This is a genomic window from Streptococcus sp. oral taxon 058 str. F0407, from assembly GCF_000235485.1.
In the GTDB taxonomy this organism is placed as follows: Bacteria; Bacillota; Bacilli; order Lactobacillales; family Streptococcaceae; genus Streptococcus.
In genome coordinates this window covers 184916-202335 of the sequence record NZ_JH378887.1, presented here as the reverse complement: position 1 = coordinate 202335, position 17420 = coordinate 184916, and the positions used below count along the sequence as shown (strand labels likewise).

12 protein-coding genes and 1 CRISPR repeat array are annotated in these 17420 nt (G+C 39.8%); of the genes, 2 read left to right on the top strand and 10 right to left on the bottom strand.

What is annotated here, in order from left to right; genetic code table 11:
* Positions 1-274: 274 nt before the first annotated feature.
* Both HMPREF9184_RS02550 and HMPREF9184_RS02545 read left to right on the top strand, forming a co-directional pair.
* Complete coding sequence (locus HMPREF9184_RS02550; protein WP_000455347.1) at positions 275-1729, top strand: sucrose-6-phosphate hydrolase; 1455 nt, start codon at positions 275-277, stop codon at positions 1727-1729.
* Positions 1710-2675 (top strand): LacI family DNA-binding transcriptional regulator, encoded by a 966-nt coding sequence (locus HMPREF9184_RS02545; RefSeq protein ID WP_000225989.1) that lies wholly within the window; start codon positions 1710-1712, stop codon positions 2673-2675. The genes HMPREF9184_RS02550 and HMPREF9184_RS02545 overlap by 20 nt, the downstream gene beginning before the upstream one ends.
* 522 nt (positions 2676-3197) lie before the next feature.
* A CRISPR array of direct repeats spans positions 3198-5044; the repeat unit is 28 nt; unit sequence GGATCACCCCCGCGAGTGCGGGAAAAAC.
* A 23-nt stretch (positions 5045-5067) separates the two neighbouring features.
* Here HMPREF9184_RS02545 and cas2e read toward each other — a convergent pair.
* The 10 genes from cas2e to HMPREF9184_RS02495 form a co-directional block, all read right to left on the bottom strand.
* A complete protein-coding gene (gene cas2e / locus HMPREF9184_RS02540) occupies positions 5068-5970 on the bottom strand; it encodes a type I-E CRISPR-associated endoribonuclease Cas2e (RefSeq protein WP_001131669.1) in 903 nt (300 codons plus the stop codon).
* A 4-nt stretch (positions 5971-5974) separates the two neighbouring features.
* The gene (cas1e, locus tag HMPREF9184_RS02535) at positions 5975-6913 is read right to left on the bottom strand and encodes a type I-E CRISPR-associated endonuclease Cas1e (RefSeq protein WP_000239587.1); all 939 of its coding nucleotides are present in this window, start codon (positions 6911-6913) and stop codon (positions 5975-5977) included.
* Positions 6907-7554, bottom strand: a complete 648-nt coding sequence (gene cas6e, locus HMPREF9184_RS02530; protein WP_000275969.1) for a type I-E CRISPR-associated protein Cas6/Cse3/CasE — start codon at positions 7552-7554, stop codon at positions 6907-6909. Before cas6e ends, cas1e begins: the two co-directional genes overlap by 7 nt.
* Before the next feature lie 4 nt (positions 7555-7558).
* Positions 7559-8278: a type I-E CRISPR-associated protein Cas5/CasD gene (gene cas5e / locus HMPREF9184_RS02525; RefSeq protein WP_000849179.1), complete on the bottom strand. Its 720-nt coding sequence runs from the start codon at positions 8276-8278 to the stop codon at positions 7559-7561.
* A gap of 9 nt (positions 8279-8287) precedes the next feature.
* The gene (gene cas7e / locus HMPREF9184_RS02520; protein WP_000210567.1) at positions 8288-9361 is read right to left on the bottom strand and encodes a type I-E CRISPR-associated protein Cas7/Cse4/CasC; all 1074 of its coding nucleotides are present in this window, start codon (positions 9359-9361) and stop codon (positions 8288-8290) included.
* Positions 9351-9944 carry a type I-E CRISPR-associated protein Cse2/CasB gene (casB, locus tag HMPREF9184_RS02515; RefSeq protein ID WP_000893381.1) on the bottom strand — a complete coding sequence of 198 codons (594 nt, stop codon included), beginning with the start codon at positions 9942-9944 and terminating at the stop codon, positions 9351-9353. The genes cas7e and casB overlap by 11 nt, the downstream gene beginning before the upstream one ends.
* A gap of 11 nt (positions 9945-9955) precedes the next feature.
* On the bottom strand, positions 9956-11623 hold the full coding sequence (locus HMPREF9184_RS02510) for a type I-E CRISPR-associated protein Cse1/CasA (RefSeq protein WP_000086035.1): 1668 nt from the start codon (positions 11621-11623) through the stop codon (positions 9956-9958).
* Positions 11610-14390: a CRISPR-associated helicase/endonuclease Cas3 gene (locus tag HMPREF9184_RS02505; protein ID WP_000038360.1), complete on the bottom strand. Its 2781-nt coding sequence runs from the start codon at positions 14388-14390 to the stop codon at positions 11610-11612. The genes HMPREF9184_RS02510 and HMPREF9184_RS02505 overlap by 14 nt, the downstream gene beginning before the upstream one ends.
* A 483-nt stretch (positions 14391-14873) precedes the next feature.
* Positions 14874-16148: a hydroxymethylglutaryl-CoA reductase, degradative gene (locus HMPREF9184_RS02500; protein ID WP_000704408.1), complete on the bottom strand. Its 1275-nt coding sequence runs from the start codon at positions 16146-16148 to the stop codon at positions 14874-14876.
* Entirely contained in the window at positions 16148-17320 is a 1173-nt protein-coding gene (locus HMPREF9184_RS02495) for a hydroxymethylglutaryl-CoA synthase (RefSeq protein WP_033585934.1), read from the bottom strand. Before HMPREF9184_RS02495 ends, HMPREF9184_RS02500 begins: the two co-directional genes overlap by 1 nt.
* Between the last annotated feature and the right edge of the window lie 100 nt (positions 17321-17420).

Sequence of the window (17420 nt, the reverse complement as noted above, 5' to 3'; positions counted from 1 at the left end):
CAGATTTTTTTATTTTCATTCTGTTCTTTATATTCATTTATGATAGTTTTTGAGTGGATTCTGTCATTTCCTCATAAAAATATCCTGATGTTAGAGGGTTCAAAGCTTTTGTTTTTCAATTTCTTTCATATTTTCATGATAATTAACTGAGTTGTCTGCTTTTCTTTTGTGATAATCGTTTGACATTTTTTTCTCTTTTTTAACATAAAAGACTTGCTTTTTTTGCCGAAAACGTTTACTATTAAGATAGTAGAACTTTAGGAGGAAAGATAAAATGGAATGGACAACAGAGCGTCGCTACAGACGCTACGAAGATTGGACAGATGATGAAGTCAAGCAAATCAAGGAAAAGATGGCACAATCTCCTTGGCATACTCATTACCATGTCGAGCCTAAAATGGGGCTTCTCAACGATCCAAATGGTTTTTCTTATTTTGATGGCAAATGGATTCTCTTTTACCAGAACTTTCCTTTTGGTGCAGCTCATGGTTTGAAGTCTTGGGTGCAGCTTGAAAGTGATGATTTGGTGCATTTTAGAGAAACTGGAATCAAAGTTTTGCCAGATACCCCATTAGATAGCCACGGTGCCTACTCTGGTTCTGCCATGCAGTTTGGTGATCAGTTGTTCCTATTCTATACAGGGAATGTCCGTGATGAAAACTGGATTCGTCACCCTTACCAGATTGGCGCTCTTTTGGATAAAGATGGCAAGATTACCAAGATTGACAAGGTCTTGATTGACCAGCCAGCAGACTCTACCGACCACTTCCGCGACCCACAAATTTTTAACTTCAAAGGTCAATACTATGCTATCGTCGGTGGACAGGATTTGGATAAAAAAGGCTTCGTCCGTCTCTACAAGGCTGTTGACAACGACTACACAAACTGGCAAGCAGTTGGCGACCTTGACTTCGCTAACGATCGCACTGCCTACATGATGGAATGCCCAAATCTGGTCTTTGTAGGGGAGCAACCTGTCCTTCTCTACTGTCCACAAGGATTGGATAAAAAAGTTCTAGACTACGATAATATCTTTCCAAATATGTACAAAATCGGGGCTTCCTTTGATCCTGAAAATGCTAAAATAGTAGATGTGTCTCAACTTCATAATCTAGACTATGGTTTCGAAGCCTATGCAACTCAAGCCTTCAACGCTCCTGACGGACGTGCACTAGCAGTAAGTTGGCTTGGTTTACCGGATGTAGCCTACCCATCTGATCGATTTGATTATCAAGGTGCCCTCTCACTGGTTAAGGAACTGACCATCAAAGATGGGAAACTCTACCAATACCCTATCGCAGCTATCAAGGAACTCCGTGCTTCTGAAGAAGTCTTCTCAAATCGTACTCAAACCAACAACACCTATGAACTCGAGCTCAACTTGGAAGCCAATAGCCAGAGCGAGATTGTCTTACTAGCTGATGAAGAAGGCAAGGGACTTTCCATCATCTTTGACCTTGTAAATGGTCAAGTGACAGTAGATCGTAGCCAGGCTGGTGAGCAGTACGCACAAGAATTTGGAAGCACTCGTTCTTGCCCAATCGACAACCAAGCTACTACTGCCACTATCTTCATCGACAACTCAGTCTTTGAAATTTTCATCAATAAAGGAGAAAAAGTATTTTCTGGTCGCGTCTTTCCGCATGCCGATCAAAATGGTATCCTGATCAAGTCTGGAAAGCCAACCGGAACCTACTATGAATTAGATTATGGTCGCAAAACTAACTGATGTCGCAAAACTTGCAGGTGTCAGTCCCACTACCGTCTCACGGGTCATCAATAAAAAGGGTTATCTATCGGAAAAAACCATTCAAAAGGTCAATGAAGCCATGCGAGAATTGGGCTACAAGCCCAACAACCTGGCTCGAAGCCTCCAAGGAAAATCAGCCAAGTTAATCGGCTTGATTTTCCCAAATATTAGTCATGTCTTTTATGCAGAGTTGATTGACAAGTTGGAACATCAGCTCTTCAAGAATGGTTACAAGACCATCATCTGTAATAGCGAGCATGACTCCGAGAAGGAACGGGAATACATCGAAATGCTAGAGGCCAATCAGGTGGACGGTATCATTTCGGGTAGTCATAATCTAGGAATCGAAGACTACAATCGTGTGACAGCGCCAATCATTTCCTTTGACCGAAACTTGTCTCCAGACATCCCTGTTGTCTCCTCTGACAACTACGGTGGCGGAGTTCTCGCTGCCCAAACCTTGGTCAAGACAGGTGCCCAGTCTATCATCATGATTACAGGGAATGACAATTCCAACTCGCCTACTGGACTGCGTCATGCTGGCTTTGCATCTGTACTCCCAAAAGCTCCTATTATCAATGTTTCGAGTGACTTTTCTCCCGTCAGAAAGGAAATGGAAATCAAGAATATCTTGACCCATCAGAAACCAGATGCTATCTTTGCTTCTGACGATTTGACAGCCATTTTGGTTATCAAAATCGCTCAGGAGCTAGGTATCTCTGTTCCTGATGAGCTCAAGGTCATCGGCTATGATGGAACTTACTTTATCGAAAACTACTATCCTCATTTGACAACGATTAAGCAGCCTCTAAAAGAGATTGCCCACCTAACTGTCGATCTTCTCCTGCAAAAAATTGAAGGCAAGGAAGTTGCGACAACTGGTTATTTCTTACCAGTCACCCTATTACCTGGAAAAAGTATTTAAACACAAGAAAACTCAGACGAATTTGTCTGAGTTTTTTATGATCGTAAGTTTTCGAGATAATGCTTGGCTGTCTCTAAGTTAAAGGTTTTATCTGCGATGAGGCGCTCAACTAGGGGAGCAACCTCGGACTCACTAGCACCAGCTAGGAGAGCTAGGGATTTGGCAGAAGGATTTTAGTCTCGTTTTTCCAATCAAAAAATGTTGAGCATTTAATTCTGAAACACTCTAAGACAACAGATAAAAGACAAATTTTCTTATACTCTTCTAAAAGTTTTTTACCCAACTGATGTTATTGTTACCAAATGTCTCCATGATGACTTCATTCAATTTACTTGTCTTCTCCTTTGTTATGTAAGATATCTTCATTTACACAAAATATGTTTTTTCCTATAATAAAACACTCCTATCTCTAATTTATCAGTTTTCAATAGGAATATTTTTCTTATATCTCATTTTATGTAGTCAATCCCCCGCGTGTGCGGGAAAAACGTGTGCTTAAAACTTGAGCTTTGGCGGTTAATAGGATCACCCCCGCATGTGCGGGAAAAACAAGCCGGTCTCAGAGGCGACCTGCTCTACGGCGGGATCACCCCCGCATGTGCGGGAAAAACCGATATTAAATTTAAGACCTATAAGATGGCTTAGGATCACCCCCGCGTGTGCGGGAAAAACTAAAAAGCATGATATTTCTCGTATCCATCGAAAAGGATCACCCCCGCGTGTGCGGGAAAAACGGCACACACACACACACACATCACCCCCGCGTGTGCGGGAAAAACGGATCTACTAAGACAGGCACACAGTCAACCACAGGATCACCCCCGCGAGTGCGGGAAAAACAATTTCCAGTCCCGTCTGAAAAGGTGTGGCCTGGGATCACCCCCGCGAGTGCGGGAAAAACTGCTGAAATCGTTGGCAAGAACCAGTCCACAAGGGATCACCCCCGCGTGTGCGGGAAAAACAAGTCCAAGTTCTGTTCATAGGCGTGGATCATGGGATCACCCCCGCGTGTGCGGGAAAAACTTGCAAAGATACGCGCTGAAGTAGTCTTACCTGGGATCACCCCCGCGTGTGCGGGAAAAACGTAAGGAAGTCATGTACCTTACCCAAGGGGTCAGGATCACCCCCGCGTGTGCGGGAAAAACTAACTTGAGGCTATTAGCAAATGCTCATATAATAGGATCACCCCCGCGTGTGCGGGAAAAACTTTATCTAAAGTGGTACAAAGAATATTGACAAAGGATCACCCCCGCGTGTGCGGGAAAAACATGAACCTTACCAACGAACGGCGCCAAGTGGTGGGATCACCCCCGCGTGTGCGGGAAAAACAAACCTTTTAAAAGGTCTTCTAAATGATAAGCCAGGATCACCCCCGCGAGTGCGGGAAAAACACCTTTACATAGGCAAAGGTAGGCATGCCACCAGGATCACCCCCGCGAGTGCGGGAAAAACCTTACAACACATTTGCTCTTGTTCCTTATCTTAGGATCACCCCCGCGAGTGCGGGAAAAACTATCTAGCCACAATGGATACGATATTACAGGTAGGATCACCCCCGCGAGTGCGGGAAAAACATAATGAGTAACGATTGACCAAATGTCATTGCAGGATCACCCCCGCGAGTGCGGGAAAAACTGGACGTAGCTTGTCCTTAAAGGTTTCGAACATAGGATCACCCCCGCGAGTGCGGGAAAAACCTACATGCGCTTTATCAATAACGGGCGGACATAGGATCACCCCCGCGAGTGCGGGAAAAACTTGCTTGACGATTTTGTGGCGCTGGAGAGCGAAGGATCACCCCCGCGAGTGCGGGAAAAACTTCAGTGCTTCCATTATTAGTACGGATAAAGCTGGGATCACCCCCGCGAGTGCGGGAAAAACTCATTTTTCAAAATCGGCACCTGATAAGTCACAGGATCACCCCCGCGAGTGCGGGAAAAACATTGATTTGCTCTTAGGTTGCTTAGATTAACCGGGATCACCCCCGCGAGTGCGGGAAAAACCAACATTCGAGGGCAAGCGCGCAAGTAAGCAGAGGATCACCCCCGCGAGTGCGGGAAAAACTTAGCAACACTGCTACTCCCTATTTTTAAAGAGGGATCACCCCCGCGAGTGCGGGAAAAACCCGACTTTTATAGAGACTGGCATCAAGATCATAGGATCACCCCCGCGAGTGCGGGAAAAACGTAAACACCACGAATGAAAATCGCTGAAACCAAGGATCACCCCCGCGAGTGCGGGAAAAACCTAATCATTCCTTTCTCAATCATGGCTATCTCAGGATCACCCCCGCGAGTGCGGGAAAAACTTGTAAATGGAAGGATAACAAGCTCATATCCTGGGATCACCCCCGCGAGTGCGGGAAAAACACTAAAAGATCCCATTGAAATCGCTAATCCCGATTGATTCTATTCAAAAATTTATTCACTTTTGTTGATAACTGATAGATTAACTTAGCGTCCGGTAAAGCTCTATGAGGAACTACCTCTTCAATTCCATATTCCTTAAGAGCTGTCTGTAATTGATAGTTAGCCAGAAATAGTTTTTCACTCTTGACAAATTTCTTTAAATCATGAGTTTTATTTGATAATAAAGGCAAGCCCAACTTGTTAAGCTCATTATTAATAAACTTAACATCAAAATTGATACCATAGCCAACTAAAGCTGATTCACCTATAAAAAGCAAAAAATCGGAAAGTACTTCTTTTAAATTTCGACCATTTTGTTCTAATAGAGTCTGAGAAATTCCCGTTAATTTAGAAATCTTCGTAGGCAAGATTCCGTCATATTTGATAAGAGCATTAAACTCTTCTGTAGTGGATGGAGTAACCTTAAGTGCCCCAATTTCTATAATGGTATGTTCATTCTCATCTAAACCATCCGTCTCAATATCAATCACAATATAGGAACTCTGTGGTTTTGAAGAAACTTCTGAATGACGGCCAAAACGCTTGATCCGTCTAAACTTAGCAGCATCACTATATCCAAAACTGGATATTTTTCCATTGCTGTCTGTTTGGCTAGGTAATAGAATTAATGGGATTCCATCATAGTCTAGGACACTCCGCTGAGCATTTACGGTATCAAATTGATAGCCAATTTCATTTCTAAAGGCGTAACTAATTGTAGCTTCACCTTTTCCAACGTTCGCCTTAATACGATCCCATAACTTTTCACGAACCCTAGTATTGATATTTCCAACGTAAACCCCTGTGGCAATTTCTTGCATCCACTTGGTTAAATCCCCTTTTAAAGACGGCGGAACATTTTTTAAAGTTAAAACAGTCAGTGGCATATTATCAATTCTCCGTATAACTAACTCCATGTTTAACAAGTTTATCCTTATCATCCCATAAAGAAAGCGTATCAATCACTAACTCCTCTTCATCATCTATTTCAAATAGATATTGAATGTCAGCAACTATCCGAGCCATTAACTTGCCATCTACGAAGGAATCTCTTGTTTTCAATCGAGCAAGCTTACCAATATCATCATCCTCAGTATAGTTAGCTGCAATTTCAAAAGCTAAGGGAATAGTCAATTCAGCTTTATATAAGTCCGCAATATCATAAATAAAGGATAAATCATGGCCGGTATGTACAAAACCAAGACCTGGAGAAACACCTAGCGCTACCACTATACTGTACACCAAACCGTAAAGTGCTACATTAGCTGCGGATAGCGCCTGATTCACTACCGTCCCTCCTTCAAAATCATCAGGTCTGTAGTCCCTTTTATCCCAAGGAACCTTGAATTTTTCAGATTGCATCCTATATGCTTTTCTCACCCTAGCTCCTTCACGACCCCGTAGTTGCTGCATTGTTAATGTGGTGACATCTTCACCAGGAAATCGCATTTGATACATTTTACGGGCAACAGCTAAACGCGACCGAGAATTTGAAACCAGCTTAGCCTGTCTCTCTAAGAATTTTGTTGAATGTGCTAAGGATCTTCCATGAGCATACTGACGAACACCTCGCTCACCAACCCAAACCATACTGGTTCCAGCATCTCCTATCAACTCTACAGCACGATGGCTAATATCAGTACCCGGCCCTAGCAATAATACACCAATCATAGCAACAGGTATTCTAACTGTTCCGTTGCTATCAAGCACTGTAATAGCGCTATCCACACGATTTATCTTTGCGTGTTCTACGTAAATAAAGCTGACACGATCGCTTATTTTAGGAAGTTCTCGCAGAGATGTTTTCTTCGTTCCACTTTTTTTTACCATGATTCGTTTCCCAATGGAATTACGGTCATTAAACCAAAACCGTATGCTTTTTTCTTTCCCATTCCTTCAGTCAAAAGTTTCTTAAAAAGATCTGCATCACTAACTGTTAAGACCCCTTCATAAACAACCTTTATCAATCTGATAGGTTTAACAGCTTTTTTAAACATCTCATAACCACGTTCAACGATTGAAAAATCTTCTTTTATCAGTGAAAATCCATTTTTGTCAGAGCGGTCTATTAGATAATTCATCTGATATTCACTCGTAACATGAGGTTTTACAATACCCCTTTTAAGATTATCTGGTGATACTAAGGAAATAACTGGATTAAGAACCACTCGAAATTTCATTCGGCTACCAGTATAGATATTATCTAAAAATTGTTGATAATCCTTAGTTTGAGCACTACCAGAAACCCCGTATTTTTCTAATCGTTGTAAATCAGGTTTATTTTCACTAACAATAATCAGGTAATCTTTATCTTGGATACGATCTATACGCCATAATTTCCTTGTTCGAATAGATTGTTCCATTTCTTCTGGAAAACTCTCTTCTACCCAAGCATGATAAGCGCCTATATGTGTTAAGCGCCTAATCTTTCGGCGATTGGTCCGATCAATTTCTACTCTTGAGATATACATACCATCAATCTCCTATACTCTTAAAAACATCATGTGCCGTATTTTTATCTCGAAACGAATTCCGAACTTGAACCAGTTCTCTAGTTTCATACCTATAGCCAAACCTTCTCCCCTTTTGTGAAAAAGACTTGACAACATCTTGTCTCAGTTGATAAATACCTCTATCGGTTAAATGTCTATCAGAATAGATTTCTAAAGTTACGGCATCCATAAGCTTTCTCTTCATAAACCATGGTGAAGCTTGCCACTCAAGAGTTCTCAAACTTTCAACTGCTCCAATATCAGTCTCACCTAAGATAAAATCTGCAGTCAACGGCAGAGACCTTCTTCCCATAAATGGTTGGAAATAGGGATTTCTCAAAGCTTGTAAAATCATTTCCAAAAACTGCTCATTATTATGAGAAAGAGCCACTACAAAAACAGCATCTTCTAAATAATAACGATTCGTGACATAATTTCGTTCAAACTTTCCTTTTTCTGTATACTTTTGTGCAATATGAAAATCTCTGAGTAAATTTCCTTGTTGATCCACTCGAACTGCAAAATCCAGCTCGTTTAAACGAATAATTTTTTCATCATCGTCTCGACGATATCCTAGACTTGAAGCAATCAACCCAATAACAGAACTCTTAGAAGGATAAAAATCCGTATGTCTTGTTTCGAAATGTGAACTTGTCCCCCAAGATTGCAAAGGGCCAGCAAATTTCAACAAAATAGTCTTCATGCCATTCACCTATTTTTTGAGGACTTGTCCTAAGGTTTCCGAAAAATCTTTTAATAATTCTGAAACTGAATATTTTTCCTCACCTATTTGTTTTAAACTCTCATTCTCATCCAAAGTCACATAGAAAGTCAAAAGTGGTTTATTCACGAATTTTTCAACTCTTGTATACTCTTTAGACAGTTTTTCAATAGATTTTGCCACATAACCATCTGTTGATTTAACTGGTTCTTCAAAAGCACTGACAAGATTAACAGGACGATCATCACGCAAAGAAACGATTAGAGCCTGCGGTAAAGTTTGATTGGCAAAGGTATTCACTTTTCCTGTCGGGAGTGAATTTGCAAATGCTTCGATGAATAAATTCAAGCTGTTCTTTAAGGATTTCTCATCCTCTAGTTGTTTTGATAATTCATGAATCGCAACATTGGCATAACGATAGAGCGTAGAAGAGTTAAATTCGATAGTTCCCAGCATACCTGCACCTGCATTATCCTCTGGAGCTAAATCATCAATAGCAGTAAAGAAATCAAATTCAGTTTGTACAGCATGTGTTGAAATAGCATGGGCAACTTGAGAGGAAGCATCCTCGTTTAGAGTTGGATCTTCAGCTACCATTCGACCGAACATAGCAACATCAATGGCTGGATTTGAGTTAGCTAGTTTTTGAAGTTCTTTTTTATCAGTCAGATTTTCATAAGCCGCTTGAGCTAATTTCTCAGCTTGTCTATCCCCCATAAAGTAAAGCGCCTTGACTTCACCTTTTTTCTTAATTCCAGTAGCTATCAAGACTGTATCTGCTTTGGTTAGTGCATCTTCAAAACTGATAGAATTATCTAGTTCTACAATTTTACCTGCAACATATCTTACAATGTCTTTTGTTCGGACACCGACATTAGACTGTTCTCCATAAGTATTAAAATAGTCTCTTATAGCTCTCTTCCAAGCTTGAGAACTCACGCGCGATCTTTTTACACCCCCGTACTGAGCGGTCTTTGGGCTACCTGTATCATCTCTATTCATATTTGAAGGTGGCAAAGTTTGTATAGCATGAATATCTAAAAATAAGCGTTGATTAGTTGTCATTGTGTTTTTCTCCTTTGATTTGTTTATAATATGATCTTGCCCAATTTAGGCGAAGATTTTCTTGTACATTTTTTAAAAACCAATACAAGTCCTCAGCTAACTTAGCATAATCAACCTTTGTAGCAGGAGACTTTGTTTTGAGTAACATCATCATGTGGCGTAAATGGTAGATTAACTCTTCAAAAGTTGATGATGTAATCATAACATTGAACCTTCTGTCAATGGCTGTCGTGTCATCTCCTTTTCGAAGTTGACTAAGAGCAGAACCGATATTTTGATAAGTATCGGGCTCATCTAACATCACACCAGTTGAAGTTCCTTGTTGATGTAAGGCGTAAAATTGGATAGCTGTATAAATTGCTAACTCCTCATAGCTAGGCTGCTGGTATGAATTGACAAACTCCTCTGGTAAATGCTCAAATAAAATCGGCCAGATATCTGTTGCATCGCTCAAGGGTTTACCCAACGTTTTTCTAATTTTTGCCAGTGCAGCTTTACTCGATGGTGACTCCAACTCATAACTCAATTGTCTAATAATTCTTTTTGTGACAGAACCAACTGTCTGTTTGGATTGTTCCAACACACACACACCTCCTATTTTAATTGTTGATGAAGCAAATAATCAAATGAATTATAGGCAGTTGCAATATTTTTTATTCGACCATCTTTTTCAATACCGAGGTAGTCCCTCGTTCCTCCTTGACCTAAGATGCTCTTTGCTTCAGCTTTAACCATTTTTTTCAGTAAGTCTCTCCATTCTTTGATTTTAGGATCCTTTTCATCATCTGGTAGGATACTGGATAACCATTCACGAAAAGGGTGATCGATTTTGAAATAGAGCATTTCAACCATCTGATTAGTATAATTGTTGTTGGAGATATTCCTGATTTCTTTTAGATCCTCTATATAGCGTTTATATACTTTAGAAATGACAGTTTTTGTTTCTTCCACCACCTCATTAATACGTGGTACCCAACCACTCTCATTAAAATCAGCCAAAACTAAATCATTGATAAGTATAGAGTCAATAACTTCATCAGTTGGAAGCCATGAAGTAGCATTTCCATCGTCCTGCATACTAATGGAAATAATATTAAATAATCTATTTCCTATTGTGTCACCTATATCTCCTAGCCAATCAATAATTCCCGGTTTTCTAAAGTGCCCTGTTCTATCTTCTACTGCTAGCAAACCAAAAGACCGCCACAACGATTGATTCAAGAGATGTTTCTTAGGAGTATAGCTATCTTTATTTTCTCCTGTAGTATTATATTTCCATGTTGTCATTGGCTCTAAAAAATTGTCCTGATGATTGATATCGGGTAATTTTACAATCTCAAAAGAGAAAGGCTTATTTAAATCATATTCTGGATCAATATAAATCCCTCTGCTCCAAATCGTATACAGATTAGCTAAATCTGTACATTCACTACCAAACAAATAGCGATTAATATTATCAGAACTAGCAAATTCCCAACAGGGACATTGAATACTTTCTAAATTACCATAGTCATAGAATGGCAAGATACAATTTAGTAACAGCGTTTCAAATAAAGAAGTTCCCTGTATAAAGACTGCACCGATATCAAACAACCAGCCTTTTGACACTTTATATTTTTCTTTTCCAAAAATAACTTTATCGGATAATCCTGAGTACCCTTGAAAAGTTAAAAGCCATCGTGTAAGTTCGGAAGGAGTCAGTTGTTCTTTATTTTTACTATTCTTTGGGGAAAATAAGGCTAACTTATTCCCACTCTCTGAAATCGTTCTATTGATATTTTTCCCAGAAATACTGCTTGCTTTTGCTTTACTGATTCTATCTGCTGCAATATCCTCTTTTCTAACTTGAAAAAATGGATATTCCTCATCAAATAAGTAAAAGCGATCCCGCCATTTTTCTAGGTAATGATTAACAATGTCTGGGAACTTACCACTTTCCCAAAGATCTATCCATGTATCATATAAATCATCCTGATAGTCAGCAATATCAGATTCTTCCACAGGCTCAATTTGTTTAAACCGCTCATCTACTGCCAGATACTCATAGACATTACCATCTGCATCAAAGCGTGAAAAAACAGTATGTAACACAGCCAGCAAAACTCGTAGCACAGCAAAATCTTGCGTTTTTGTATCTCCTGCTAAATCTTTGTACTGATGAGCATTTATAAACAATTCCTGCAAGGAAACTTCTTTTGTTGTTCCTTTTTCATCATAAACGACAGAAATCCAGGGTTCATCTAGCAAATTAAATCGACTCATTCTTATTCAACCTCTCCGTTGTAATTCCATATTTTTTATCATATAAGAGTTTAAACCCATTTAGAATAAACTCATTGTTTTCATCAAAAATAATCCCGAGAGCTCCTTTTAACCACGATGAATTTCGCCATTGACTTAAATAGCTGTTGTTATACCTTTCAAGCTCTTCAATAGTTTGATCGATATTATAGCCCTTGGATAAACTAATTGGAAGTCGTAAAGTATTTTGTGCTACTTTTTTAGCGACCGAAGGATTATCAATATTCTGAGATATATCTTGATTTTCAATAAATAAGCTATAGCCATCAGACATTTTCTTTAAAGCAATCACTTCAATTGTATCTTCAACATCACGAACCTGAGCATTAGATTTTTCTTCACTATCGTTTGGATGCAGGTTCTTCAACCAGCCAATCAGACTATTGTTTCTATATCTCGATATTTTTAAGACAGGATCATTGATACGGTATGTTCTTGCCTTTGTTTCCTTATTTTTAATCGTGATATCATGCTCCGCCTTAGCATCTAAATATTTTTGCTGAAATTCCTGACTTGAAAACTCAATTGTAAAATCTGGACTATAAACTTTCTGGACTAATGGTGAAATATCATCTGGTAATCTCATGATATCTAGTAAAAAGTGCTGAGTTCTGGCTAATAGATAATCACCATAAACAAAACTACTTCCTTCTTCAAAATCCAACTCTTCGGAAGTTCCTAAAACGTAAAACCTAGCTATTTCATGTTTTTGAGGCCGTTCTATTTGGTGTCGATGAAGTCGTCCAATGCGTTGTATTAGCAAGTCCATAGGTGCCAGATCACTTATCATCACATCGAAGTCAATATCCAAGGATTGCTCAATCACCTGAGTTCCAATGATAACTTTCTTATGTGGACGTTCTACATTTTTTCCGATTTGTTGTAATAATTCTTTCTCTTTTTGGATTCTTTCGGTCGCAATAAAACTGGAATGAAGCAATTCTACCATATCATCTCCAAAAATTTCCGAAAAGTTTCTTGCCAACTCTTGGGATCTTCTCACTGTATTGACAATGATTCCAACTACTCCACCGCCCTCAAGGCCATCTTTAACCGTTCCCAATAACTGCTCTTCTTGTAAACGAATGATGTGAATGTCTTTTATGTTTTGCTTATTGAATGTTGTAACTTGATGAATCTCTGAGCCATCATTATAAGTGATTAAAGGATAAGCGTCTGTCTTTAATTGGTCCGTATTTTCAATATCTCGCCATTTGAGCCCCATCCCAGACATATAGCTTTTAAGGATATTTTCTCTTTGTTGAGAAGGTAATGTCGCTGACAAAATGACTACTGGAACGCTATAGGCTCCCATCCATTTTATCGCCTCCATCAAATATTGACTCATATAAGCATCATAGGCGTGAACTTCATCAATAATAACAACCTTTTTACTAAAACCTAGATGACGTAAAGCTAAATGTTTTTGTTTCAATGCTAACATTAAGAACTGATCAACAGTCCCCACTACAAAATCATCTAAAGCCGAAGTCTTTCTCCCAGAAAACCATTCATTAATGATAACACTACCATTTTCTACATCGTCAAAATTAAATGTATTAGCTTTAAGTTTTAAAAAATCTTCGTTCAGAGCTGCTTTCCCGTGTACCAACTGAATAGATAGTATGTCTTCAGAATCATCTTTTAAACTTTCAACCCATTTTTCAATACGATTAAAAATTCCATTCGATGTCGCCTGAGTTGGTAAACCAAAAAAAAGACCGCTTCTTCCCGTCTTAGTAGCTAACTGCTCCGCTGTAATCAATGAAGCTTCTGTCTTCCCTAACCCCATTGGTGCTTCTAGAACTACAATCCCAGGTTTAGATATTTGAGTAATAACATGAGATAAGATTGATTGAACATTATTAGGTTCAAATCCAAATCTTTCCTTATAGAGACTATCTGGTTCTGAGATATATTTAGGTTGCCACAAACTAGTTTTTTTCCACCTTTCAAATCCATCTTGAAGGCGTCTTGACTTATCTACCTCCTCTTTTTCATTGACACTCAATAAAGGAAAGTAGTTCTCATTACTAGCAATCCAGTCAGCCATAATCAGCAATCCTGATAAGATAACTTGAGCTGGCTGTTTAATTTTAGGAAGCTCTTTCACAGAGTCAAACCCACACTCATCTATAGCACAGTTGAAGATTTCTTTTTGAACCAAATCCCAGTTCTTATGGATAGCACTCTCCTTACTTTCATTTTGAAAATAGTTTGAAAGATAGCTCCCTTGATTTTTTACATCCTCAATCGTATCAATCGGTCGTCCATGGTGTCCACCAATAATAGTCGAAATATCCTCTTGAACACCATAACTAAATAGCAAATATTGACCCGCAAGGCTATGATGACTCTTTTTCGGTGATGATAGTTGAAGTGAACTAATTTTAGTAAATCCTGACTGCTCCAATTTTTCTAATAGTTGAATATCCAAATCATCTGAATTTGCAAATCCTCTTTGAGTTTGAAAGGCTGGAGTTGCTTTCCCGATATCATGAACAGCAGCTAAAAATTGTGCAAGTCGTTTCCCTAAATCTCCATCATATGTTGCTGAATCCAGAGAATCCTCAATCAGTTTTTTTTGCCCTTCACTTAACCAATGCTCCCAGAGAAGTCCAATTATATTTTTTGTATCTTCTAGATGTTGAGACAAGGGTAACCAAAAAAATCTACCATTTTCTTCCTTTTTCTTAGCCCAAAGCGTATCGGACTTTTTCTTAGACATGATTCATTCCCTATTCATCTCATTTTATATACTTTCATTTTATACCTAAAAGTTTTAAAATACAACAACAAACATGGAAGGGGTTACAAATATATGCTATTTTCTAAAGTAGTGTAAACATAAGAATGGGAAAATCCTTTTTAGAGGAGTTTTAAAACATTACTAGAATGATCTTTATTACTATAAAACCATTAACCATAGAACTACTTCACTTTCATACCCTAAAGTAAGAAATGAATGATTTTTCCCATGAATTAACTATAAAGGATTGTATTGTTGAAAAACGACTATATTAGTTATGAGGCATAATAACAAGGAAAGTAATAATCATAATGGGTACATTCTCTGTGATTCAAATATCAAAAAAAGAGAGAATAATGTAATCCTCTCTTGTTCATTGTTATATGTGAGACTTTTCAATTGACAATGAACTTGTTTTCCTTATGTTTCATTTTTTGAGACTAATACCTCGGTTTCAACTGGTTAAGACCGCCAGACTTTTAAAAATTGCCGGGCTGTCTCTAAGTTGAAGGTTTTATCAGCGATGAGGCGCTCGACTAGGGGAGCAACCTCTGTCTCACTAGCACCAGCTAGGAGAGCTAAGGATTTGGCCTGCAATTTCATGTGACCTTGCTGGATTCCTGTACTTACCAAGGCTTTGAGGGCCGCAAAGTTTTGTGCTAGTCCGATAGAAACGATAATTTGAGCTAATTCTTTGGCAGAAGGATTTCCTAACAGCTCGTGACTGAGAGCAACACGAGGGTTAAGGCCAATAGAGCCACCCTTGGTCGCTACGGGCATGGGTAGTGTCATCTGGCCGATCAATTCTTCTCTTTCCATATCCAGCGTCCATTGACTAAGCCCCTGATAGCGTCCATCTCGACTGGCAAAGGCATGAGCACCAGCTTCGATAGCACGCCAGTCATTACCCGAGGCGATTAAAATGGCATCAATACCATTAAAAATCCCTTTATTGTGAGTAGCCGCTCGGTAAGGATCAGCCTGCGCAAACTGGCTAGCCAAGGCTATCTTCTCTGCAATTTCACGTCCTTGATCCTTTTGAGGACTCAGGTAGCGAAAGGAAATACGACAGCTTGCTGTCACTAGAGAATCTGTCGCGTAATTGGACAGGATTCCCATGAGACTCTGTCCCTGACTGAGTTCTTCTAAGACTGGCTTCAAGGCCTCTAGCATGGTATTGAGCATATTGGCTCCCATGGCTTCCTGGGTATCGACATGGAGGTAGACGACGAGAAAGTCTGTTTCTCCCTTGATCTGCTCTACACGCAGATCACGCGCTCCACCACCGCGTTTAACGATAGAAGGATAGGCTTGATCGGCAAGTTCCAAAAGTTCAGCTTTCTTGCTAGCAATCTTCACTTGCGCTTGTTCAGGATCAGCAACTTGATAAAGGGCTACCTGACCAATCATCTGGCGCTGATGAACCTGAGCAGTAAAACCTCCTGCTCGCTTGATGATTTTGCTGGCATAGCTAGCCGCAGCAACCACTGAGGGTTCTTCTGTCACATAAGGAACTGTATAGTCCTGACCATTCACCAAAAGTTCTGGAATGATGGAATAAGGCAGAGAAAAAGTTCCTACCACATTCTCACTCAGCTGGTCTGCAACAGCCAAGCTGACTTGTTCATCCTGCTCCAGACTCCTTTGCTTCTCAGGACTAAGGAGCGCCTGAGCTCGCAACAACTCAAGGCGCTCATAGTATGATTTTTTAGAAAATCCATTCCAACTTATCTTCATTATTTTTCAACCTTGCTATATCGGCGTTGGTGGTCGACAATCTCCACCAAGGCATAGTCTTGATTTTCATAAGCTGCAAATTGGGCTGAACCAGATTCATCCAACTGCACCTCTTCGAAGAAGACTTTTTCATAGTCTGCAACAGATAAGACTGTACGCTGCTTGAGTTTGCTCAAGCGCTCTTTGTCTAGATAGACCTCATAGCCTTCGACCAATTCACCACTAAAGAACTCTGAAACAGCTCCACTTCCGTAACTGTAGAGGGCAATTTTATCGCCAGCCTTCAAATTATCTGCATTTTCCAAAAGGGAGAGGAGTCCGAGGAAGAGGGAACCTGTATAGATATTCCCAATCATCTGACTGTAGAGAATTGATTTGTCAAAGTTTTCTTGTAAACTATCCTGCTTTTCTTGAGATAGAGTCTTGTCCATCATCTTGCGCAAGCCTTTTAGGGCCAGCTTAGGATAAGGCAAGTGGAAACAGATGGCCGCAAAGTCACCCATGGTCCAATCGTAGCGCTTCTTGTATTCATCCCAAGTCGTCGTGAGACTGTCCAGATACTGCTGGGTCGAATAAACACCATTGACATAAGGAGTCGTTGAGTAGTTTGGTCGCCAGAAATCCATGATGTCGCGTGTTTGAGCAACGTTGTCATTGTTAAAGGCCATAATGCGTGGATTTTGCGTGATTAGCATGGCCACGCTTCCAGCACCCTGGGTTGGCTCACCCGGAGTCGCCACACCATACTTGGCAATATCACTGGCAATGACCAAGACCTTGGACTCTGGAGAGTTTTCCACATGCAATTTAGCATAATGAAGAGCAGCTGTTGCTCCATAGCAGGCTTCTTTGATTTCAAAGCTACGGGCGAAAGGCTGGATGCCTAACAGACCATGAACAAAGACTGCTGCCGCCTTACTCTGGTCAATTCCTGACTCGGTCGCCACGATGACCATGTCGATTTCTTCTTTTTCTTTGTCTGTGAGGATTGAGTTGCTGGCACTGGCAGCCAAGGTAACAATGTCCTCAGTCAGTGGTGCAATACTAATTTCATTTAACAAGAGTCCCTTGCTAAATTTTTCGGGGTCAACTCCCCTTGCTTCTGCTAGGTCTTGTAATTTCAAGACATATTGACTGGTCGCAAAACCAATCTTATCAATACCGATTGTCATATTTACCTCTGTTTTTTCATTCATTGTAAAAAATCGTTTCATTCTATTTTATCACAAATAGGGACAAAAGAGAGAAAAAAGACTTGATTCACCAAATCAA